General features: G+C 44.8%; 19 protein-coding genes and 2 pseudogenes. 10 read left to right on the forward strand and 11 right to left on the reverse strand.

Annotation, left to right across the window (positions count from 1 at the left end; all coding sequences use genetic code 11):
* Positions 1-7 precede the first annotated feature (7 nt).
* Positions 8-736: an ABC transporter permease gene (locus tag OCU49_RS11510; protein ID WP_261845130.1), complete on the forward strand. Its 729-nt coding sequence runs from the start codon at positions 8-10 to the stop codon at positions 734-736.
* A gap of 5 nt (positions 737-741) precedes the next feature.
* Positions 742-1,590 carry an ABC transporter permease gene (locus OCU49_RS11515; protein ID WP_261845131.1) on the forward strand — a complete coding sequence of 283 codons (849 nt, stop codon included), beginning with the start codon at positions 742-744 and terminating at the stop codon, positions 1,588-1,590.
* Positions 1,591-1,616: 26 nt separating this feature from the next.
* On the opposite strand, the gene OCU49_RS11520 is transcribed toward OCU49_RS11515, so the two are convergent.
* A complete protein-coding gene (locus OCU49_RS11520) occupies positions 1,617-2,378 on the reverse strand; it encodes a substrate-binding periplasmic protein (protein ID WP_261845132.1) in 762 nt (253 codons plus the stop codon).
* A 24-nt stretch (positions 2,379-2,402) separates the two neighbouring features.
* Entirely contained in the window at positions 2,403-3,164 is a 762-nt protein-coding gene (locus OCU49_RS11525) for a dimethylarginine dimethylaminohydrolase family protein (protein ID WP_261845133.1), read from the reverse strand.
* 330 nt (positions 3,165-3,494) lie between these two features.
* Here OCU49_RS11525 and OCU49_RS11530 point away from each other — a divergent pair, with 330 nt between their 5' ends.
* The 4 genes from OCU49_RS11530 (at position 3,495) to OCU49_RS11545 (ending at position 7,306) form a co-directional block, all read left to right on the forward strand.
* On the forward strand, positions 3,495-4,370 hold the full coding sequence (locus tag OCU49_RS11530; protein ID WP_261845134.1) for a DMT family transporter: 876 nt from the start codon (positions 3,495-3,497) through the stop codon (positions 4,368-4,370).
* Between the two features lie 21 nt (positions 4,371-4,391).
* Positions 4,392-4,667 carry a TMEM165/GDT1 family protein gene (locus tag OCU49_RS11535; protein WP_261845135.1) on the forward strand — a complete coding sequence of 92 codons (276 nt, stop codon included), beginning with the start codon at positions 4,392-4,394 and terminating at the stop codon, positions 4,665-4,667.
* Between the two features lie 140 nt (positions 4,668-4,807).
* Positions 4,808-6,088, forward strand: a complete 1,281-nt coding sequence (locus OCU49_RS11540; protein ID WP_261845136.1) for an MFS transporter — start codon at positions 4,808-4,810, stop codon at positions 6,086-6,088.
* A 33-nt stretch (positions 6,089-6,121) separates the two neighbouring features.
* Positions 6,122-7,306 (forward strand): D-alanyl-D-alanine carboxypeptidase, encoded by a 1,185-nt coding sequence (locus OCU49_RS11545; protein WP_261845137.1) that lies wholly within the window; start codon positions 6,122-6,124, stop codon positions 7,304-7,306.
* A 13-nt stretch (positions 7,307-7,319) separates the two neighbouring features.
* On the opposite strand, the gene OCU49_RS11550 is transcribed toward OCU49_RS11545, so the two are convergent.
* Together OCU49_RS11550 and OCU49_RS11555 are read right to left on the reverse strand one after the other, a co-directional pair.
* Positions 7,320-7,847, reverse strand: a complete 528-nt coding sequence (locus OCU49_RS11550) for a DUF3859 domain-containing protein (protein ID WP_261845138.1) — start codon at positions 7,845-7,847, stop codon at positions 7,320-7,322.
* Between the two features lie 154 nt (positions 7,848-8,001).
* Positions 8,002-11,004: a Tn3 family transposase gene (locus OCU49_RS11555; protein ID WP_261845139.1), complete on the reverse strand. Its 3,003-nt coding sequence runs from the start codon at positions 11,002-11,004 to the stop codon at positions 8,002-8,004.
* Positions 11,005-11,142: 138 nt separating this feature from the next.
* Between OCU49_RS11555 and OCU49_RS11560 the strand changes: the two are divergent.
* A pseudogene (locus OCU49_RS11560) lies at positions 11,143-11,838 on the forward strand (ISL3-like element ISPpu12 family transposase); the annotation flags it as partial.
* A gap of 107 nt (positions 11,839-11,945) precedes the next feature.
* On the opposite strand, the gene OCU49_RS11565 reads toward OCU49_RS11560, so the two are convergent.
* Positions 11,946-12,728 (reverse strand): 2-keto-4-pentenoate hydratase, encoded by a 783-nt coding sequence (locus OCU49_RS11565; protein ID WP_069945383.1) that lies wholly within the window; start codon positions 12,726-12,728, stop codon positions 11,946-11,948.
* 118 nt (positions 12,729-12,846) lie between these two features.
* On the opposite strand from OCU49_RS11565, the gene OCU49_RS11570 reads away from it, so the two are divergent.
* Positions 12,847-13,425 (forward strand): TetR/AcrR family transcriptional regulator, encoded by a 579-nt coding sequence (locus tag OCU49_RS11570; RefSeq protein WP_261845140.1) that lies wholly within the window; start codon positions 12,847-12,849, stop codon positions 13,423-13,425.
* 318 nt (positions 13,426-13,743) lie between these two features.
* On the opposite strand, the gene OCU49_RS11575 is transcribed toward OCU49_RS11570, so the two are convergent.
* The 6 genes and pseudogenes from OCU49_RS11575 to OCU49_RS11600 all read right to left on the reverse strand — a co-directional run bounded on the left by OCU49_RS11575 (position 13,744) and on the right by OCU49_RS11600 (position 19,317).
* A complete protein-coding gene (locus OCU49_RS11575; RefSeq protein ID WP_069945384.1) occupies positions 13,744-14,619 on the reverse strand; it encodes an alpha/beta fold hydrolase in 876 nt (291 codons plus the stop codon).
* 142 nt (positions 14,620-14,761) lie between these two features.
* Complete coding sequence (locus OCU49_RS11580) at positions 14,762-14,998, reverse strand: hypothetical protein (RefSeq protein WP_069945385.1); 237 nt, start codon at positions 14,996-14,998, stop codon at positions 14,762-14,764.
* A gap of 46 nt (positions 14,999-15,044) precedes the next feature.
* Positions 15,045-16,328 carry a phosphopyruvate hydratase gene (gene eno / locus OCU49_RS11585; RefSeq protein WP_069945386.1) on the reverse strand — a complete coding sequence of 428 codons (1,284 nt, stop codon included), beginning with the start codon at positions 16,326-16,328 and terminating at the stop codon, positions 15,045-15,047.
* Entirely contained in the window at positions 16,315-16,449 is a 135-nt protein-coding gene (locus OCU49_RS11590; RefSeq protein ID WP_261845141.1) for a hypothetical protein, read from the reverse strand. The genes eno and OCU49_RS11590 overlap by 14 nt, the downstream gene beginning before the upstream one ends.
* An 18-nt stretch (positions 16,450-16,467) precedes the next feature.
* Positions 16,468-17,913, reverse strand: a complete 1,446-nt coding sequence (pyk, locus tag OCU49_RS11595; protein ID WP_069945387.1) for a pyruvate kinase — start codon at positions 17,911-17,913, stop codon at positions 16,468-16,470.
* A 227-nt stretch (positions 17,914-18,140) separates the two neighbouring features.
* Positions 18,141-19,317, reverse strand: a pseudogene (locus tag OCU49_RS11600) (IS3 family transposase).
* A gap of 264 nt (positions 19,318-19,581) precedes the next feature.
* Here OCU49_RS11600 and OCU49_RS11605 point away from each other — a divergent pair.
* Positions 19,582-19,857, forward strand: a complete 276-nt coding sequence (locus OCU49_RS11605; protein ID WP_261845142.1) for an RT0821/Lpp0805 family surface protein — start codon at positions 19,582-19,584, stop codon at positions 19,855-19,857.
* Between the two features lie 61 nt (positions 19,858-19,918).
* A complete protein-coding gene (locus tag OCU49_RS11610) occupies positions 19,919-21,625 on the forward strand; it encodes a polysaccharide biosynthesis/export family protein (protein ID WP_261845143.1) in 1,707 nt (568 codons plus the stop codon).
* The last annotated feature ends 74 nt before the right edge of the window (positions 21,626-21,699 follow it).

Raw genomic sequence — 21,699 nt, forward strand, 5'->3', positions numbered from 1 at the left:
ATCAGGTTTGGATATTTTCTCTACGTTTTTCGACAGCCTTCACTTGTTGTCGCTTGAGCCTCCCGGCTGGGGCGGTAACTTATTACGCGGTTTAATGCATTCATTGCAAATTGCAGTGGGAGGTTATGCACTGGGTTTGTTACTTGGTGTATTTACGGCCTGCGGAAAGCTCTACGGCGGCATCATAAGTAAAGACATTCTCGGTTGTTACACCACGATCGTACGGGCAGTGCCTGAATTAGTCCTTATATTACTGCTTTATTATGCAGGCACTGATGTGATTAATCAGCTGATGTTCTGGCTGGGTAAAGATCCTGTAAATATCAATGGTCTGGCTGCAGGTATTTTTGTTATCGGTATCGTGCAGGGCGCTTATAGTGGTGAAGTTATCCGCGGTGCAGTGCTGGCAATTCCCCAGGGGCAGCTCGAAGCAGCCCGTGCTTATGGGTTTACTGGCTGGCAGGTTTTACGCCGCATCACTTTACCTGCGATGCTGCCGTATGCAATTCCCGGGCTGGCTAATCTATGGCTCATCGCAACTAAAGATACTGCACTGCTGGCGGTGGTTGGATTTAGCGAACTTACCCTTGAGACACGTCAGGCCGCTGGTGCTACACGGCATTACATGCTGTTTTATTGTGCTGCCGGGGTGCTTTATCTGTTAGTGACTCTTATTTCAAATCATGTGATCAGTCGTATTGAGCGCTGGTCCCGCCGTGGCATTTATCAGGTGTAAAGCATATGAATGACTTATCATCTAAAAGAACGTTGTCCGGGACCGAAGGTGAATCACAAGCGCAGAGCGCAGGGGTGTTTTCCTGGGCGGCGGATAAAGGTTTTGCGTTACACCGGTTAATAATGGCAGCAATCGCAATAGCAATTGTATTGATCTGCGCGGCACAGATGCGCTGGGACTGGTTGCCGGAATATCATGAACTTATCTTTGAAGGCTTATGGCGTACGCTATGGTTATTAGTTGCCAGCGTGGTGATTGGTTTTGCGCTGGCTTTACCTCTTGGGCTCGTACAGGTGACCGGCCCTGCAATTCTGGCAGCTCCCGCTAAAGCTTTTTGTAACGTCATTCGCGGAACTCCATTATTGTTGCAGTTATGGTTGTTATATTACGGTCTGGGTTCGGTTTTTCCGGCTATTCCTGAAATCCGTGATTCCTGGTTATGGCCGTATTTGCGGCAGGCATGGCCCTATGCGTTACTGAGCCTGACGTTATCCTTTGCTGCATATGAAGCTGAAGTGATGCGTGGTGCTTTTGCCGGTGTACCAAAAGGTGAGCTTGAAGCAGCTAAAGCTTATGGTTTTACGCCCTGGCAGATATTTCGTCGGGTATGGATGCCAAGAGCGATACACAGAGCACTACCAACACTGGGCGGTGAAGTTGTTTTACAGCTTAAAGCGACACCACTGGTAGCTACTATTACAGTTATTGATGTGTATGGCGCATTTACCCGAGTCAGGCAGGATGCTTTTTTGACCTATGAACCTTTATTGCTACTGGCGTTTATATATATGCTGATGGCCGGTGCTCTGGTGCTTTTCTTCAGGTATATGGAACGACGTATACCGGTAAAATAATCCGTAACATGACCGGCAAAAAACTTCTAATTAAAAAGCGTATCGAGATAATTCTCACGGATTTCTCTGATACGCCCACTGGTATGCATAGCCTGCAGTATCTGATCAAGATGAGGGATTATCTGTTGATGACGGATATGAACGTAGTGATAGAGGTCCAGGTTTAACAATGGTGGGTTGAGTGGGGATATATCGGTTACTTCCATTTCTTTTAAAATTTGCAAACCGTTAGAGCGTGAAAGCAGAGCAATGTCTATGCGGGATTTTTCAAGCATATTGAAAAGTTGCTGGTTGCTAGCTACTTCCTGAGTTGAGTGATCAAGTGGCAGGTGAACATTGAAACGTACACCTCGGCGTACACCAAGACGATAGCCCTTAAGTGACTCAAGCGTCATGCTGTTATCGTCGTCTGTGCGGCAAAAGGCGACTACCTCCACCTGATTAATCGGGGTGGGAACCTTTAACAGGTGAGGGTAGTCTTCAGAGATGCCGGCGATGCGATAGAGCTCGCCGTCATACTGACCATAACTCGCCATCATTAGTGAGCGGCTGGCGGGTAAAAAATCTGCATCAACATCTATATCAAGTTTCTTATAGGCTTCACGCATAACCTGCAAACTTATTTGTGAATTCACTGAGTTGGCAATGGTCGCAAAGGTAAGCTGTTTCACGTCGGCCTGAACAGACAGGCTCAGAAGCAACAGGAATAGCCCGTGTACAAGGCAATGCAGGCGATGTTGCAGTGCCAGGTAGTCAATATTGGGCTTAGCCGTTTTGATGCGTTGCATAAATTCACCTGCCGTGAACTGTCCTTAAAACCGCAGCGATAGACAACTGATACCGCCGTCAATTTTTTCAAACTCGCTTATATCGATTGTTTTTACAGGGTAGCCCTTAGCTTCGATTATCGCCTGGGCTTTTGGGTAGCCGTCCGGCATTAACACAGTACCGTTTATATACAGGCTGTTGGCTGCAGCAGCTTCATCTTCGGGCAGTGGTATCTGGTGAAAAGCGGTAAACTCTGGCTTGTCTATGAATTCACCACTGGTAAGAATGTCTCCATTATCCAGATATCCTATGCCGGTTTTCAGGTGCAGGACAGAATCAAGGCAGACGATAGAGGCGGTCATACCATAGCGGGCAAGTATGTTAATCAGTTGCTCTGCACCAGAACGGTTAGTGCGGGTGGACAGGCCAATATAATAGTGCTCTTCAGCCAGTAGTATATCGCCTGCATCCAGCATGCCAGGGGCGTCGATAATTTCGATAGATTCATAATATTCCTGGATAACCGGTGCCATAGTGACTACTTCTTCGGTACGACTTGGCGCACCTGGCCGGGTAAGAATTGCACACTGAGGTGTTAACAAGGCTACGTCCTCAACAAAAGTTGAGTCTGGAAAGCTCTCATCAGCAGGTAATTCAATAACATCCAAGCCGCAGTCGCGAAGTGCCGCTATGTAAGCGGTATGCTGTGACAGTGCCGCCTGGTAATTAGGTGGCCCCATATCTGAAGTGGTCAGCGCTTTAATAATGGCATTGCATGGTTTGCGTACAATCGCTTGTGTGATCATTGGGTTCACTTCCTTGATGACCCGGGCAGCTGAATGTCGTGTCGTATTTGATGTTCTCTGGAGCAACTCTTGCCTGAAAGAGAAACATTCACTTGCCGCAGGACGCTGTATAACGATGACGGTATTACTGCTGAACTTAACTGTAGCAACGATTCGTCAGATTGATGCTTTGCGTATGACAATATGGGTACTTCTATAAAGCGACTTATCTATAGTCACTTGTTTGCTACTGAAAAATATTAAACATAAACAACAGGATGACTGGTGCTGCTGGAAGTGAGCTGCTTAAATAGCCGTCTTTCGATTTTTCTTATTCCGGGAGCTGCTGTTGTGCTTAAAATCATACTGTTAACCAGTCTGGCCATGTTGGCGTTTGCCGGTAATTCAGTCCTTTCCCGGCTAGCACTGGCATCAGGAAGTATTGATGCCGCGAGCTTTAGCAGCATACGTTTGTTATCCGGAATCATCGTACTGGCGATTCTGTTACCTGTGGTAGCAAAGGTGCGAGAGGGTGAAGCAGGACATTTTCGGCAGGCTTTTCGCGGTAGCTATAAAGCGGCCGCTTATCTGTTTATTTATGTAATTGGCTTTTCGTATGCCTATTTAACACTTGATACTGGTGTAGGCGCTTTGATCCTATTTGGTTCAGTTCAGCTAACTATGATTCTGATCAGTTTGTTCGCCGGCGCACGTTTTCAGTTTATGGAATGGTTAGGATTAATGATGGCTGTAGTAGGTTTTGTATATCTGGTATTTCCAAGCCTGACCGAGCCGTCGTTGCTTGGATTTGTATTAATGACCATTGCGGGAATTGCCTGGGGCTTATACACCCTGAAAGGGCGTGGAGCAGAACAGCCAGTCAGGGATACGGCATATAACTTTATTAAAACATTACCAATGATTGCGGTGCTGACGCTGTTGACGTTGTCTGATGCACGTTTTGACAGCAGCGGTGTGATGCTGGCCATTGCATCAGGCGCGATAGCTTCAGGCCTTGGTTATGCAATCTGGTATATGGCATTAACTGGACTTCAGAATGTACAGGCTGCAGTGGTTCAGCTAACCGTCCCTGTGATCGCAGCGATTGGCGGCGTAATCTTTGCCAGCGAGTCTATTGGTGAACGGTTAATTGTAGCTTCCTTATTGGTGTTAGGGGGCGTATTGTGCGTGTTTTTGAGCAGGCATCGGGCAGCAAAAACAGCCTGATGATTTAGATGGAAGGTGAGTGTGGATTACAAGGTTTTCCTGACAATTTTTGCGGCGGTTTTTGTTGCTGAATTGGGTGACAAAACCCAACTGGCAACTATGTTATTTGCTGCTGATGGTGAAGTAAGCAAAATGACAGTGTTTCTGGCTGCATCACTGGCTCTGATTGTTGCTTCAGCAATAGGAGTGTTAGCTGGGAGTCTGCTATCAGACTATATCAATCCGAAAATGCTTTCTTATATTGCCGGTGTTGGTTTTATTGCGATAGGCGCGCTGACGTTATATCAGGCGGGTTAATAACAGCTCGTAAGAGGCTTTATTGGCCAGGCGTTATTAATCAGGGCTTAGCTGCGTAGCTTTTTGCCTAGGTTGTCATTTCTGACTTTTATTAACGATTACCATTAGCCGATTGAGGCACCGGGAAGAGGAAGCGCATTGTGAATTATCCTGTCGTGTTATTCGGTTTCGTACTGACTCTGTCATCCAGCTTTGGTCAGACGCATTTCATTTCATTGTTTAATGAAGCCTGGCGAACAGAGTTTAATCTGAGTCACGGTGAAATAGGTGCGTTGTATTCTGCTGCAACTCTTTGCAGTGCCATTTGTCTTATTTATCTTGGCAAGCTAATCGATAGCATTGATCTGCGTCTTTACACTGCTTGTGTCATGTTGGGGTTAGGAATAGCAGCTTGGTCAATGACAGGGGCTGATTCGCTGTTGTTATTGGGGGCTAGCTTCTTTCTGTTACGACTCTGCGGTCAGGGGCTGTCCGGTCATGTTGGCCTGACGACAGTAAGCCGTTACGCAAAGCAGCGCAGAGGGATGTCCCTGAGCATTTGTGGCTTAGGTTTTTCTGTTGGAGAGTCAATATTGCCTGCCAGTGTCGCGATGTTACTGGGCTGGCTTAGCTGGCGACAGATCTGGCAGGGCGTCGCATGGCTTGAGGTGCTGGTGGCACTGTTATTAGCACTATGGCTGTTAAAACGGTTCTATCCATCGGCTGATGAGGTTTCTGAACAGGTCTTATCAGGACAAAATTTTTCGGCACAAGACTCGTCAGAATTAGAAACTGCTAAGCAGAATTCTGCAGAACAAGAAGTTGCTGTTGTTAGCTCAGGTTGGCGACGACGCCAGGTATTACGTGATACAGGCTTCTGGTTGATGGCACCTGCAATGTTTGCACCTTCTATGTTTATTACGGCGTTTTTCTTTCATCAGCAGAGCTTAGCAGGCTACAAGTCCATAGAGTTTTCATTCTGGGCTGCGACAATCGTTGGATACTCAGTTAGCAGTATAGTGATGTCGCTGGCGGGTGGTGCCGCCGTCGATCGATGGGGCGCTAAGCGTATAGTCAGTTTTATGCTGCTACCTTTGCTGGCGAGTTGTTGGATGGTAGGGACAGATCTGCCAATGGTATCGCTGCTGTTTTTTGCTTTAATGGGCGCCAGTCAGGGCTTATATGTACCAGCCAGTGGTGTGCTCTGGGTTGAGCTGTATGGGACCGAGCATATAGGCGCAATACGTGCACTGATTCATGCATGTATGGTATTTGCCAGTGCGTTGGGGCCGGTTAGCTTTGGTGTATTGTTAGATGCGGGTATGAGCTGGTCTGGTTTGTTATGGGTCAGTATGATCTGGCTGGCTGTGGCTTCATTGCTGTTAATCGCTGGCCTGAAAAAAGCAGGTATGCAGGAACAAGCTTCTCCATCTTTAACTTAACTGCAGATATAAGAATTTACTGAGTAGATATACATGCGACACTGGTTTAAAAAGCTGAGTTTTACGGCAGCATTAATGGTTTCAACACTGACCTTTGCTCAGCAGCCTAATCCTGTTTTGGCGGATCATTTATCCCGTCTGAAACCAATTTCGAAAGTAGCACTGTTGGTTCAGAATCAGGACGACGGCTGGGCTTTGCGGGCTGATAAGTCTCTGGTGCCGGCATCAACTTTAAAGATTGTTACAGCCTGGCTGGCTATTCAGCGTTGGGGGCTGGGACACCGTTTTGCAACGGAGTTCTATCGCGATGGTAATACGCTCTGGGTTAAAGGGCTGGGTGATCCGTTTATCACCTCAGAAGAAATCGAGTTAATAAAAATACAACTGGGTGCGCGAACTGATTTAAGCACAATTACCAGTATTCATCTGGATAACAGTTTTTTTCCTGAGTTGCGTTTAGATGGTCGCAATAAGAGCGACAACCCATATGATGCCGGGAACGCTGCGCTGGCGATCAATTTTAATACTGCCGCCGTACGGTTTAGAAATGGATCTCTTCAGCCGGGCGAAGCTCAAACTCCGCTAACACCTTTAGCCGTTGATTTAGCCGATGATATCCCAATTGATAAGCAAAGCGGTGAGCGTCGCATTGCGCTGCCCGGTGGCCGAAATATGTCTGCTCAATACTTCGGAGAAGTATTTTCAGCGTTAGTATTTGAGCGTCAGCTGCCATTAACTATCATGCCTTTAAACAGCGCAGTTGAGCAGATTTATAGCCATAAAAGCTCACGTACTCTCGAAGATTTACTCGTTGGCATGCTCAAGTATTCCAATAACTTCATTGCGAATCAGTTATTTCTGTTATTACCGGATGGCGAAGTGAGTATTGAAGCTTCACAGCTGTATGCAATGCAACAGCTGGAAACTGCGTTTGGCTGGCAGAATTTTAATGTCAGTGACGGTGCAGGTCTGTCACGGCAGAACAAGTTAACGCCGCGTCAGCTGATGGCTGTTCTGGAACGTTTTCGCGACTGGGCGTATCTGTTGCCATCCCGGGGAGATCGTATCCAGGCTAAAACTGGCACGTTTTGGGATAATCACAGCTACGCCGGATATTATCAGGATGACCAGCAACAATGGCAGGCGTTTGTATTACTGATTAATACAACTATGAAGTCTGGTTATCGATACCGCTTTGCGGATGCTCTTATTCGCTGATTTTAATATTTAATCATTGCTTAGCAGATGACTCCCAATATGTAACAAAACTTTGTTTCAGAAGTTCCTTACCCTTATAGCTATAACTGAATGTCCATTCTCCAGCGACCAATTCATAAGGTTCTTCCAATGTATAAGCTGAATATCCGTAATAACTGTGATCTTTCATATTGTGCTTACGTGTATATGTATAATCGGTAGATGAGCTTCCATCTGCTTTAACCATTTCAGGGTGTGTGACTTGCCATTCAAACTCAACATCACCATTTGGTAAATTATGCAGTTCGTAATCAAACCCGAAAGATACGCTCTCCTCAATAGCTATTTTACGAGTGTATTCCATGAGTACAGGTTCAAGACTGTGTAGTTTTGTAGATGGATTGGTTGTACTCGAGTTTTGTACAGTTTTCAGGACATCATCAGGATGTTCTTCATATATTCCATATTCTGTTATCTGGCCAGTAGGAGCTTTAAAAAAATATGTAATATCATTAAGAAAAAGGGATAAAGAGATAATGAAACTGAGAAATAATTCCAACATAAACTTTCCTTGTTAAACGTTTCGAAAATTATAAGTATTTGTTTATGATTTGCACATACCTGCATTAAATAGCTCTATGGGGTTCTGGGGACATTCCGTCCTGAAGTGACACTTATTGCTATAGCCCTCGCCTCATAAGGCCTACAGAGGCACCTTAATTTTCATTCTGCACGATTGATTGCATAATCTCATCCAAATTGAGTGTATTTTGTTCAAAGCTAAAGCTATAAGTCCCGTTCAAATTGATGTTGTGCCAGGCCACTGGTGAAACCTGCTTGATGATTTCGAGCTTCTTATCGTCACCTTCCGCTTCAAAATGCTCGAGTAATCGCGTCAGTATCAGCGAGTTAAAATAAATAATGGCGTTGGTTAACAGCCTAGCGCATTCATTCCACAAAACGATTTCGTCGTCTGATTTCCCTCTGAATCGATTACCATTCACATGAGCAATGGCACGGCGTAGTTGATGATAAGCCTCTCCGCGATTCAATGCTCGCTGCACATAAGCTCTTAAGCTGGCATCATCAATATAATCCAGTAAGTACATGGCCTTGAGCATACGGTTGTACTCAGTTAAAGCTTTCAGCAAGGGATGGTTTTGACTATAGCCAGACAGCTTTCTAACAAGTGTTGCCTGCGTTATCGTCTTTTGCTGCAGCGATATAATAATGCGTTGAATAGTATCCCACTCATCGATAATTAGTGCTGTATTGATAGGCTTTTTCAATGAGAGCGTCGTCTTATTATCGTCTCCCTCACTCACATCAAAAAGGTCTGATATCACCGTTCCAAACTGAGCATAGCGCGGCGCAAAGGTATAGCCAAACAGGTTCAGCAAGGCAAAGTTCACATGATTAACCCCGTGTGTATCCGTTGACAATATATCCGGCTTAATTTCAGAGGTGTTGTTATGAAGCAGATCCAAAATAAAGTGTGATTCATGTTCATTAGCACCGATAATTCGGGCATTCAATGCCACATGATTGGCAATCAGGTTCATCGATGTCAGTCCTTTGTTTGTGCCAAAATATTTCGATGAATAACGGGTTTTAAAAGTATCTAACCGTGATTCGAATTTCTGCCCATCGGCACTGGCATGAATGAGTCCTTCTTGGATATTGTAATGCTTGAAGATTGATAATTTTGCTGTTGCATCGTTAATGGCATCATTGCCGAGGTTTAGCGTTTCTGGTCGCAAATAATTGGCTTGTACTGTGCGCAAATGGTCGTATGAACGATCAGAGATGCTGGCCATACCATGTAAGCCGTAATACGTTCCATTGCCAATGAGGGCCGCCAATAAATCATTCAGATGATCACTCTGCCCAGACTGTACCTGACGAACATGCTCAAAGTACTTTAAAAAATCTGTCTCCTGGTGAACGAAGCGTAATACGTCAGCAACGTTGATGGGTTTCATGCGATCAAAAAAAGGATTGTTTAGCGCAGTTTTAGCACCGGAATACGGCAGCCGCCATTGGGTTTTACCCGAACGATTACGTAATATCACATTTCGATTGTCGCCTTCATCAATACGCTGGCAGACCCGCTGCAGCTTATCGCTCATCTCTTGTTCCATTGACTTGACCAGCTGGGCAGGATTGGTATTCATACTGTCTAACAGGGAGTCTTTGAGTAATTTGTCTTTCTCTTCCCAAGGGATATCCCCAACCAGATCATCGTGTAATGCGCGATATTTGATGGCCGTGGGTATAAAAAGTTGACCATCCAGCTTATTTTGGGCTACTAAATACAGCATGATCTCGTAACGTTCAGAGACTACTTTGTTATCCGCATCGATCACATACAATTGATGTTTGGACAAAATTAATCGCCGGTCTGCAGACTCCAACTGCCCGGTATCTAACAACTCCTTTTGCATTCCATTTAGTTGTGCTGCTAATGCCTGCGTATTGTCTGACCCTTCAAACGTCAGACATAAAAAGATGGGGCGTATCAACTGCCGAATCAGATCCTGATGTTGATCATAATATTCCCAAATATAATCATTTTTCGTGCGTTTTTGCTTTTTCAGATACAGGCACAGTGATTCTATTTCCCGTGCTCCAAGTAAGTTTTGTACCCGTTGTTTTATTTGTTTAAATGACACTTGATCATCAATGGTATCGTCAATAAAAAAATATAGTAATTCGGCTGCTTTACTGATATTTGCTGCCGCACCTTCCCAGTCTTTATAGGCCATCTCCTTAGCATACGCTTTTGCCTTTTCACGCAATTTTCGAACATGGTAGATAAAGCCATCGGCCAAACGCTCAATATTGATTTGTGCTCGTTCTTGAAGATAACAAAGTAAATAGAGTTGCTGGGTAGATCGATCGAAGCGTTTCAGTTTGGTAATGGAATAGTAATCGACCATCGTCGCATAGTGAAGCTGGTTCTGTTGCGATAGTGACAAAGCAGATACAACTTGATTTACTTCATTCATCCAAGGCTGAATGAGCTTGTTGACGTTCAATTCTTTTCCCAATTCGGGGGCATTAAAACTTTTGGCTGCCTGCTTAAGTTCTTTAACCGTTAGCGTGCTTTCCCCATCGATTAAATCACCCAGATCAGAAGATAATTCATTCGATATGACTGTTGTTAATGTGTCAGAAAGCCGTTTGCGTTCCTGCTTAATTACCTGACTGATAATCCGCTGAAGTACGGTATATTTCGGGATAGTTATATGATTTCGAGCCAGATACTCGGTGCAGGCATCAAATAAAAAGCGTGGATCAATCCAGGATTTGGCAATCTGTTGTAAATAATATCTGAGAGGATCCTGATGTTGCTCTACTTCCCATACTTCAAAGTTCAACAGGCTAAGAATCTTGTCGTAGATGCGTGTTTTCTGCTTACTGCTAATACTGAAGCGAGGGACTTTAAATCTAGGGAAATATTCTTCAGCAATAAAGGCTAAGTCTTCCTTCAATTCCTTGTAAGCAGGATTGAGCTGTATGGGCTTGATCTTAAAGTAGCCCAGTAAAGCAATGGCATAGCATTTATGATTACGATTTCTGAAGGATTTAATAACATCCAGTTCTAGGTCATTCAGGGCAAAGCTGACACGTTTTTCTTCCAATGACAGGCTGGGAAGACAATATAAATCGTTTATTTCTGCTTCATGGAGTATCGTCAGGCGTTCTTTGTAAGACATGGGCTTCTCGCAAACCCCAAATACTACTATGAATTGAATTTTACAGCGATTTTGAAAATTAGGGCCCCGCTGTAGGCCTTATGATGTAAGGGCTACAGCGATAAGTGTCACTTCAGGACGGAATGTCCCCAGAACCCCAAGGTCGAGATCGTCAGCATGGACATGTGGAACCCCTACCGGGCAGCGGTCAAGGCTGTGCTGCCCCAGGCCCGTATCGTGGTCGATAAGTTCCATGTGGTGCGCATGGCCAACGATGCCCTAGAGAAAGTGCGCAAGGGCCTCAGAAAGGAGCTGAAACCGTCCCAGAGCCGGACTCTCAAGGGAGACCGGAAAATCCTGCTGAAACGCGCTCACGAAGTCTCAGACCGGGAGCGCCTCATCATGGAGACCTGGACAGGCGCGTTCCCGCAACTGCTGGCCGCCTACGAGCACAAGGAGCGCTTCTACGGCATCTGGGACGCCACCACACGGCTCCAGGCAGAAGCCGCCCTGGACGAGTGGATAGCCACCATCCCGAAGGGCCAAAAGGAAGTCTGGAGCGATCTGGTCAGGGCAGTGGGAAACTGGCGCGAAGAGACCATGACCTACTTCGAGACGGACATGCCCGTCACCAACGCTTACACGGAGTCCATCAACCGACTGGCCAAGGACAAGAACCGTGAAGGGCGCGGTTACTCCTTCGAGGTGATGCGGGCACGAATGCTCTACACCACGAAGCACAAGAAGAAGGCACCGACTGCGAAGGTCTCTCCTTTCTACAAGAAAACCATCGGTTACGGACTGCCGGACTTCGCAGAGGAACTCAACTACGGAGTCGATCTATCAACCATCTGAGGGTGGTATCAGATTGATGGGGTGAAGGTGCCCCATCAACCATTAAATCCGTATACCCTTTTATTGCCGTGACCAAGACAGCCTCCTGCTAGAGCACCCTCGGTCTTCTAATCTGTAAATGAAGCCCTTACTTGTCCTACACCATCAATTTTGACTGTGATGTGCTCTCCAGCGGCTACCTCTACTAGAGGCGTTGGAGAACCCGGAATAACGATGCTACCAGCTGGCAGCACCTTACCTTGTACATTTAAAAAATTAATCAGCCAGCGTAAGGATTTAAGCGGACCACCATCCATAATATCCCGAGCCTGTGCACCACAAACTAGTTGATCATTCCTATAGACCTGAAACAGCTCCCGATCAAACCTTAGCCCCTCAGGGCTAACTTTATCCTCACCGATTACCAAACCAGCCCAGATTCCTCCACTACAGATAAGCTCCTGCGAACTGGGAGGCATGTGCCAGAATTTAAAATTATGGATTTCGATACCGCAACTGACCCAGTCGATCGCATTGATGATCGTTTCATAATCAAGATCTTGACCGCTGATTTCGTGTTTAAATTTAATCACCAATTCAGGTTCTATAGCGCAGTTAACATATCGGCTATGAGAGAGTGTCGTTCCGCTGGGATAAATGTAAGGTGAGAACATTCTTCCGCTGATAGGCTCTGTCAGTCCAAATTGCTGCCGGATAGGGTCACTCGTGCAACCTACTTTATATCCAACTACTGATTCACTTTTCTTTTCATGTTGCGCAACAATCAGGTCCTGTACTTCATAAGCTTCTTGAATGCTTAGGCATTTCAACTCGCTGCATAGCTCGCCGGGCCATTTTTTCTCATAAAAAGCGAGAGTAAATTTTTCTGCAATTTGTGTTTTGGAAGCCATGTTGTCCCTTGTGTGATAGCTAATTATTGGAGGGATCATAAGCCCCGTGTTTTTAATAGTAACTAGTCATGAACGGTCGTTCAAGCTAAGATTGAACAATTGTTCAAGAGGATTATTCATGTCAACTGCAAAGCACGATCGCCAAGATGCAATTCAAAAGGCAACGGACCTGTTCTGGGAAAAGGGTTTTCATGCCACGTCTATGCGTAACATTCAGCAAGCCATGGATATGCGCCCGGGCAGCATCTACGCGAGCTTTGGGAGTAAAGAGGGGCTATTCCAAGAAAGCCTTCAGCATTACGCAGACTCTAGCAAGGCTCGGCTTAAGGCCTGTGTCCAAGAGGCTTCGTCACCTTTGGAGGGATTGAAGTTATTTATCCGAGATGCGGTGGTCGGCTGCCGAGATAAAGCCCCTAGCGGTATCTGTATGCTGGTAAAAACGATTTCGGAACTGACTGGTGAAAATGAAGATCTTCTAGAGCAGGCTAAAGGTCTTTTCAAAGAGATGGAGCAAGCTTTTATGGAAGTTTTGATCGAGGCTCAGGAACAGGGAGAAATTGATTCCAGCAAAGCCCCGTATCGTTTAGCTCGAACAATCCAGGTTCAGTTGATGGGCCTGCGAGTGTACGGCCGTGCCAATGACGGTGATGAGGCAATTAACGAGTTGATTGATGATATCTTCGATCATTTAACCTGACTCGCATAGGTACGCACAGTTGTATTTCTTAGACTCAAGCATGACCGGTTTGTGTTCAGTCTAGGGAACCTGCGAATAAGTCCTTGCGAGCTTCTGGCTTTCAGCTTGGTTCGCAATCAAGGCGTGGCTTTGCCGCAATGTCTAGACCTTGCAAAAAGTCACAACACGGAGTGCGGGCCAAGCTGAAAGCCCCGTAGGGCAAGGCCTGCGCCTATAATCTGGCTGTTTCAGGCGCTTGCAGAAGCCGCAGAGACTTGTTCGCAGGTTCCCTAGTATTAGCCGTACCATTAGTTCCGGCTAATACTACATAAGAACATATTATTTGAAGAAAAGAAGTAATTCATCGATCAGGGCTGAAGGGGCTTCTTCAGGTAGGAAATGGCCGCAATCTAAAGCCTTTCCTTCCACATGTTTTGCTCGTTCTTGCCATGTTTGAAGAACATTGTAATTCCGGTTTACGAATCCCTTAGAACCCCACAACACTAATAAGGGACATTCTATTTTTTTATTCGAATCTTCTTCATCATGAGTTAAATCAATAGTCGCAGCGGCTCGATAGTCTTCACATGAAGCATGTATAGTTTGAGGCATACTAAAGCAACGGATATATTCAGCTACTGCCTCATCTGAGAACGTTGCATCTGGGGCACTCCAGCGTTTAAGTTTTTCAGTAAGATAATAAGCAGGGTCTGCATTTATCATTCGCTCCGGTAAACCGTCGGGTTGAATCAGAAAGAACCAATGATAATACCCTGTAGCAAAGCTTTGATCGGTTGTATTGAACATATGATGAGTGGGAGCAATATCCATAACACATGCTTTTTTTATCCTGTCTGGATAGTCCAGTGCCATTCGATGTGTCACTCTAGCCCCTCTATCATGGCCAGCTACAAAAAATTGGTCATATCCTAGGGCGTCCATAACTTCAATCATATCTTGCGCCATTACTCGCTTTGAATAAGGAGAGTGGTCAGAGGTACTTTCGGGTTTGGAGCTATCTCCATATCCTCTTAAATCGGGACAGATAACGTGGAAATTGTCGGTTAGGCTAGGGGCTACTTGATGCCAAATTGCATGTGTTTGTGGGTAACCGTGTAGTAATAATAATGGATAGCCTGAACCTCCATGAACTAAATTTATTTCTGCACCATTAGTTTTTATTTGTGTATTGTTAAAATTATTACCGAAATCCATTTGATAAACCTCTTTATGTCATTTATCGCAAGGCAGCCATTTTTAATGGTAGGCTGGGCAATGTTGGGATGTAAAGTTCAATATATCTGATTAGGGATTTTTCGTGTATTGAAGATATAGGCTAGTTAAAGCTATTCATACTCTAAATGATATGAAGTCGAAGAAGGCTCGGGGATTCTTGTATTTTAATGGTGCCGTTACTGAGTTTATTTAGGCGCTCAGATACTGTAACAATAGGCGAACCTAATACGGGTAGATTGGTTGAGAAAGCAATAGGTGTTTTAAGTAAAACCTTATCTTCAGCCATAGCTACATTAGCCACAGAAATAGACGCTGCTAACGAAGTTGTACCGATGATCGCACGGTGCATGATTTTCATAGTAAATCCCTCGTTTTTTATTTGTTTGAGGTGGAGTGAATTAGGTTTAAATAAACTGCTTACCTGGATAGGGGGCTTGTTTGCCCAGTTCAGCTTCTATTCGAAGTAACTGGTTGTATTTGGCAACCCTGTCAGAACGGCAAAGTGATCCCGTTTTGATTTGTCCTGCTGAGGTACCTACAGCTAAATCGGCAATAGTGGTGTCTTCTGTTTCACCTGAACGATGGGAAATAATCACACCATAGCCAGCAGATTTAGCGAGTTGGATCGCATCTAGTGTTTCGCTTAAAGTGCCGATTTGATTGAACTTGATGAGAATGGCGTTACCAACATTACAGCTAATGCCTTTCTGTAAAATTTGACTGTTAGTGACAAATAAATCGTCACCAACCAGCTGTTGATGATCACCAATTTGTTTCGTGAGATGAGACCAACCCTCCCAATCAGACTCGTCCATTCCATCTTCTATTGACCGAATGGGGTACTGTTGGCAGAGGTTGTCCAGATAATTTGCGAAGTGCTCTGAATCAAAGGATCTACCTTCGCCTTTGAGGTGATATTCACCCTCCGAGAATAACTCAGAAGCTGCACAATCTAACGCCAGAGTTACGTCCTCACCCAATTTGTAGCCTGCATTAGCGATGGCTACTGAGATGATGTCCAATGCCTGAGCGTTACTTTCTAGACTCGGTGCAAATCCTCCTTCATCTCCAACAGCAGTGTTTAAACCTTTCTCATGTAATACTTTTTTAAGATGGTGGAAAATTTCCACACCGCACCGGAGGGCTTCACTGAAACTGTCAAAGTTGAGCGGCTGAACCATAAATTCTTGAATATCAATATTGTTATCAGCATGTTCTCCACCATTGAGGATATTCATCATTGGAACGGGCATACTGTATTGTCCTGAAGTGCCGTTAAGTTTGGCGATGTATGCATATAGAGGGAGTTGCTTCTCTAATGCTGCCGCTTTAGCAACGGCCAATGAGCAAGCAAGAGTCGCGTTAGCGCCTAACAAAGCCTTATTTTCAGTGCCATCAAGAGCGATAAGTTTTTGATCAATGACTGCCTGATCAAAAGCATCCATGCCTATCAAAGCATGGTTAATGACATCGTTAATATTGCTAACCGCTTTTAAAACCCCTTTACCCAAATAGCGAGCTGGCTCCTTATCACGAAGTTCAAGCGCTTCACGAGAGCCTGTTGATGCTCCTGATGGAGCACATGCAATAGCTTTGATCCCAGAGGCTAGTTCAACTTCGGCTTCGACAGTAGGGTTACCACGAGAGTCTAAAATTTCTCGGCCTATAATTCGTTTAATCGTGCTCATGATCTTTTAGCTCGCTTGGTTTTGGTTGAGGTAATATCATTTCTTTTTGCTCGGCGACTTCTTCGCGAAAATCAAAGTCTCTTGGCCAATGCTCTTCTTTGGTGTGAACTGTTTTTTTCATTGTTTTGATACCTGAGAATCAGTGGATAGCTTGCCCAACGCGGATGATTTTTAATGTGTTTGTTCCGCCGTGAACGTTGATGTAATCACCTTTTGTGATCATTATGAGATCACCTTCTTGTACTGTTCCTGCTGCAAGTAGCTGTGCAACGGCATACTGATTTATTTCACTGTTTGGTATATCGGAAGCATCGAAGTAGAGTGGTGTAACGCCACGGAAAATGGCAGAACGATTGAGTGTCTGTGTATGTGGGCTAAGTGCAAAAATAGGCAGCCCTGAGCGGATACGAGACATTAATAAAGGAGTCGCGCCTGTTTCGGTCATGGAAATGATCGCTTTAACGCCGCCCAAGTGGTTAGCCGCGTACATAGCGGCGAGGCCAATAGTTTCATCAATTTGGCTAAAGCATTGGTGGATACGGTGGCCTGATTTACGTGTTTGCGGCTGGCTTTCTGCGCCTTTAATCACCCGAACCATAGCTTCAACCGTTTCAATTGGATAAGCACCGACAGCTGTTTCTGCTGATAACATGACGGCATCGGTCCCATCTAATACGGCATTGGCCACATCAAATACTTCTGCTCGTGTTGGCATCGGGCTTTGAATCATGGATTCCATCATCTGCGTTGCAGTAATCACGACGCGATTAAGTTGTCTAGCACGCTTGATGATGTGTTTTTGCACGCCAATTAGTTCGGCGTCTCCAATTTCGACGCCTAAGTCGCCACGCGCAACCATGACGCCATCAGAGGCTTTTATAATGCCGTCTAATATCTCAGGGTTACTAACCGTTTCTGCTCGTTCTATCTTTGCGATTAGGTGAGCTTTACTCTCAGTTTTGTTTAATAAAGAGCGTGCATATTCCATGTCTGCTGCGTCTCTTGGGAAAGATACTGCGAGGTAGTCGACCCCAATTTCCACGGCGGCTTTAAGATCTAATTTGTCTTTGGGTGTCAGTGCTTCAGCAGACAGGCCACCACCTTGACGATTAATGCCTTTATTGTTGGATAGCTTTCCGCCCTGTAAAACGGTGCAATGAATACGAGGGCCATCTACAACATCAATCTTCATGGTAAGGCGGCCATCGTCTAGCAATAGAACATCACCTGCGAAGCAGTCTTGACCAAGCGATTTGTAATCTAAACCTACAATTGTGTTATCGCCTGCGTATTCATCATGTTCGCTATCAAGCGTGAATTTTTGCCCTTCACGCAAGATAATTGATTCCTCTATAAAGCGAGCGATACGAATTTTGGGGCCTTGAAGATCTCCTAATATCGCAACATATTTATTGGCCTTTTGTGCGGCTGCTCTAACACGGTTAGCACGTGCTATATGATCACTTGTTGAACCATGAGAAAAGTTTAGACGGACAACGTCAACTCCTTTTCTAATCAGGCTATCTATGATTTCTTGAGAATCAGATGAGGGACCTAATGTGGCTACTATTTTGGTTCTTCTCATGGGTACTTTTACCTGAAGTGTTATGTAATGTTTGGATTATTATGTTGCTCATCCAGTGAAATATCTTCGGCATAAATACAAATATTAAGGCGGATTTTGCTTTAGTTTTGTGCATCGGCACAAAGCATAAAAGATGCAGAATAAAGCGAATAGGTATAAAAAAGCCGGCTTGGATAGATGAAATGTAGCGTAGGTGTTTAAAAGTTCTGAGGGTAATAATGTAGTGGTCAAGTAAAACTGACCACCACTTTGTAGTCATTCCAGTATCTTTCTTCTGCCAGATTAGGTAGCAACATTCCGTTATGCTGATGCGGCCTTTGCTGGCTGTAATACCCAACGATGTAATCAGTGATTGAGTTTCTGGCTTCAGTTATTGAACAGTAGCCTACCTCTGGAACCCATTCAGCCTTCAAGCTGCGAAAGAAACGCTCCATAGGAGCATTATCCCAACAATTGCCACGTCGGCTCATGCTCTGCTTTATCTTGTGTCGCCACAGAAGCCTACGGAACTTCACACTGGTGTACTGACAGCCCTGATCTGAATGGAACAGCAGTCCTTCTGGTCTACCTCTTAATTCAAAGGCCATCGTTAGTGCTTTGCCTGTCAGGTCGCTATCAGGGCTCAGAGAAAAAGCCCAACCAACAGGTTTACGAGCATATAAGTCCAGTACGACTGCCAGATAGGCCCAACGCCGCCCCGTCCAGATATAAGTAATATCGCCACACCATACCTGGTTCGGAGCCGTGGCCTTAAATTGCCTTGCCAACAGATTGGGTGCAACAGGATGCTCTTGTGTTGCTTTTCTGTAACGGTGCTTGGGTTGCTGGCAACTAAACAGTTGTAACTCTGACATCAGTTTGCCCGCAACATAACGACTGAGCGGTGTACCCGAGAGCGTTACCATAGCTGCTACACTTCGTGCACCTGCTGAACCCTCGCTAATACTGAAGACCTCTCTGACTTTCTCTTTCAAAAGAATACGGGCAGGGTTTTCGCCTTTGGCATAATCCCGCCAATACTTATAACTGCTACGATGCACACCGAAGAGATGGCATAATCGTGTTGCTGAATAGCTCCCTTGAAGTCGGCGTATTACCGCAAACCTTTCAGCTCGTCGGACATCAAGAGAGCTGAAGCCTTTTTTAATATCTCTTTTTCCATCTCAAGCTGCTTCACCTGTTTTTCCAGCTCTCGAATACGACGCTGTTCTTCTGTAACGGTGTGGCTTTTGGTGTTTCACCTTTACGCTCCGCCCGAAGCTGTCGAACCCACTTGTCCATGGTTGATTTACCCACTCCCATAGCTTCAGCGGCTTCTCGTACTTTATAGCCCTGGTCCACGACAAGCTGAGCGGATTCAAGACGGAATTCAGGGCTGAAGTTAGGTCGTTTTGGTTTTGTCATAGTGTCACCTGTGTAGCCAGGAGGCGATCATATCACCTCTAATCAGGTGGCCAAATTCACTATGCCACTACAATATAAGTATATGGAAATTTTGTCAGTGTAATCTATGTGATGTTGGTGCGAATATGTTGTATTATTCCGCCTATGAATATTATTACTATGGATAGTCATTCTATGAAGTCTAAGTTTTCTCGACTTGTGAACACTGCATGTGTATGTTTTTTAGTCACGTCGTTAGCCGCCTGTTCGCCTCAATCAATAAAGATGTTTAGTGACGAGGCACCGTTATTAAATGCTGATGCGGATAATATTTTACCTATTGATGTGAGCGAAATTCTGACAACGACATCTCAGGATATGTCCATTGTTATCTCTTCAGGGTCAATGGAAGGTCAAACTCTCATTGTTGGTCCAACTTATTTTGCTGCGAGTGGTCGTTTTTGCCGTAAAGCCGATATTGATGACAATTTGCAGGGTGAGCGTTATGTGGCTTGCCGATCTGAATCAGGTCATTGGGTATTAACGCGAGCGACAATCTGATATAGATTTTTCCTTCCCCTATTTTAAATAGCCATTAGTACAACCTTAAATGGAATTTTTCATGATCCTTTTTAAAAAATACTCATTTATAAATAAAAGTTTACTTGCAGGCATCTCTTTAATGTTATGCGGAGTGGCCAATGCGGCCATCGAAAGTGCAGGTGCTCTAGATCCGGCTGTTCAGTCGTTGATGAGTGGGGGAACTGATGAGCTGGTACGAGGCAATGTTGATTGGCAACCCAATAATTATGGGCAGTTAGCTGTAGAACCTAGTGCAATAGAAGCGGTTAAGCCGTTTGGTAGTCAACTGTTTGATGGTGGTTTTAGTGGCTTACGTGCTGACGGTTTAAACTCTGACTATAAAATAACACCGGGTGATCAAGTTATTCTCCGTATCTGGGGAGCGGTTGAAATGGAACGTGTTTTACCTGTGGATGCGCGTGGTAATGTTTTTATTCCTTCAATTGGTCCTGTTAAAGTGCAGGGCTTAAACCATAAAGGTCTTGATTCGCGTATTCGAGGAGCTGTTCGCTCAATTTACCCTGAAAGTGTAAATGTTTATACACAAGTGCAGGGCGTTCAGCCGGTAGGTGTTTTTGTAACAGGTTTTGTGCCTCGGCCAGGGCGCTACGCAGGTACTCCTAATGACTCTGCTATTTTCTTCCTGAATCAAGCGGGAGGTATTGATGAAAATATGGGTACATACCGTGCAATAAAAGTTATTCGGCACGGTAAAACCATTGAGACGATTGATCTTTACGATTTTTTGTTAAATGGAGAGTTGGCTCGGCCTCAATTTAGAGATGGTGACACGCTTGTTGTGGGTGAACGTCAGGCTTCAGTGGTCGTAAGCGGTGATGTTGAGCGCTCCTATCGTTATGAGTTGATAAAAGGTGAAATGCTTGGCAGTACTTTGTTAAAGCTCGCTCATATGAAGGCCGGCGTATCACATGCGCTGTTGCGTGGCGATCGGAATGATGGGCCGTTAACGGGGTACTTGTCGCTTGATGAATTTGTTAAACAGCCGTTGCACAATGGCGATGAGGTTGTTCTTAGTATCGACAAGCGTTTTGATACGATTATTGTTGCGTTAGAGGGGAGTTTTTATGGGCCATCCCATTACTCGCTACCGCGCGATATCATGTTACAAGACTTTCTTGATTCGATTGCTGTGCCAGAAAATATCACTGATACAGCAAGTATATCGATGCGTCGAGAAAGTGTTGCCCAGCGACAAAAAGAATCGTTGGAAGAGAGTTTAAAACGATTAGAATCGACCTATTTAGGTGCTTCATCTTCAACGTCTCAAGAAGCAAGTATTCGTGTTGAAGAGGCTAAATTAATTACACAGTTTATTGCACGTGCATCAAAAGCTGAGCCTAGTGGCCGGTTAGTTGTTGCATCGAATGATCATATTGCAAACATTCGTTTACAAGATGGTGATGTGATTACAATCCCCGAAAAATCTGATTCCCTTTTAATCAGTGGCGAAGTACTTGTACCTCAGTCTGTTGTATATGATCCAAGAAAGTCTGTAACAGATTATATCGAAGGTGCTGGAGGCTTTAGCCAGCACGCCGATGATGAAAAAATCCTTATCGTAAGAAAAAATGGTGAGGTTAGAGATGCAGATGATGTCGCGTTAAGAGCAGGTGATGAGATTTTAGTCTTGCCTGCGGTACCTACTAAAAACCTTCAGTTAGCCACAAGCATTACACAGATATTGTATCAAATTGCGGTAGCCACTAAGGTGGTTACAGATCTTTAATCTGCTTTTTAATAATAGCACTGAGTTCTAAGTTTTATTATGTGGATGAATCTTAATATCTAATGGAGTAGGTC

Origin of the sequence: Aliamphritea ceti, from assembly GCF_024347215.1 — a bacterium.
GTDB classification, from domain to species: Bacteria; Pseudomonadota; Gammaproteobacteria; order Pseudomonadales; family Balneatricaceae; genus Amphritea; species Amphritea ceti.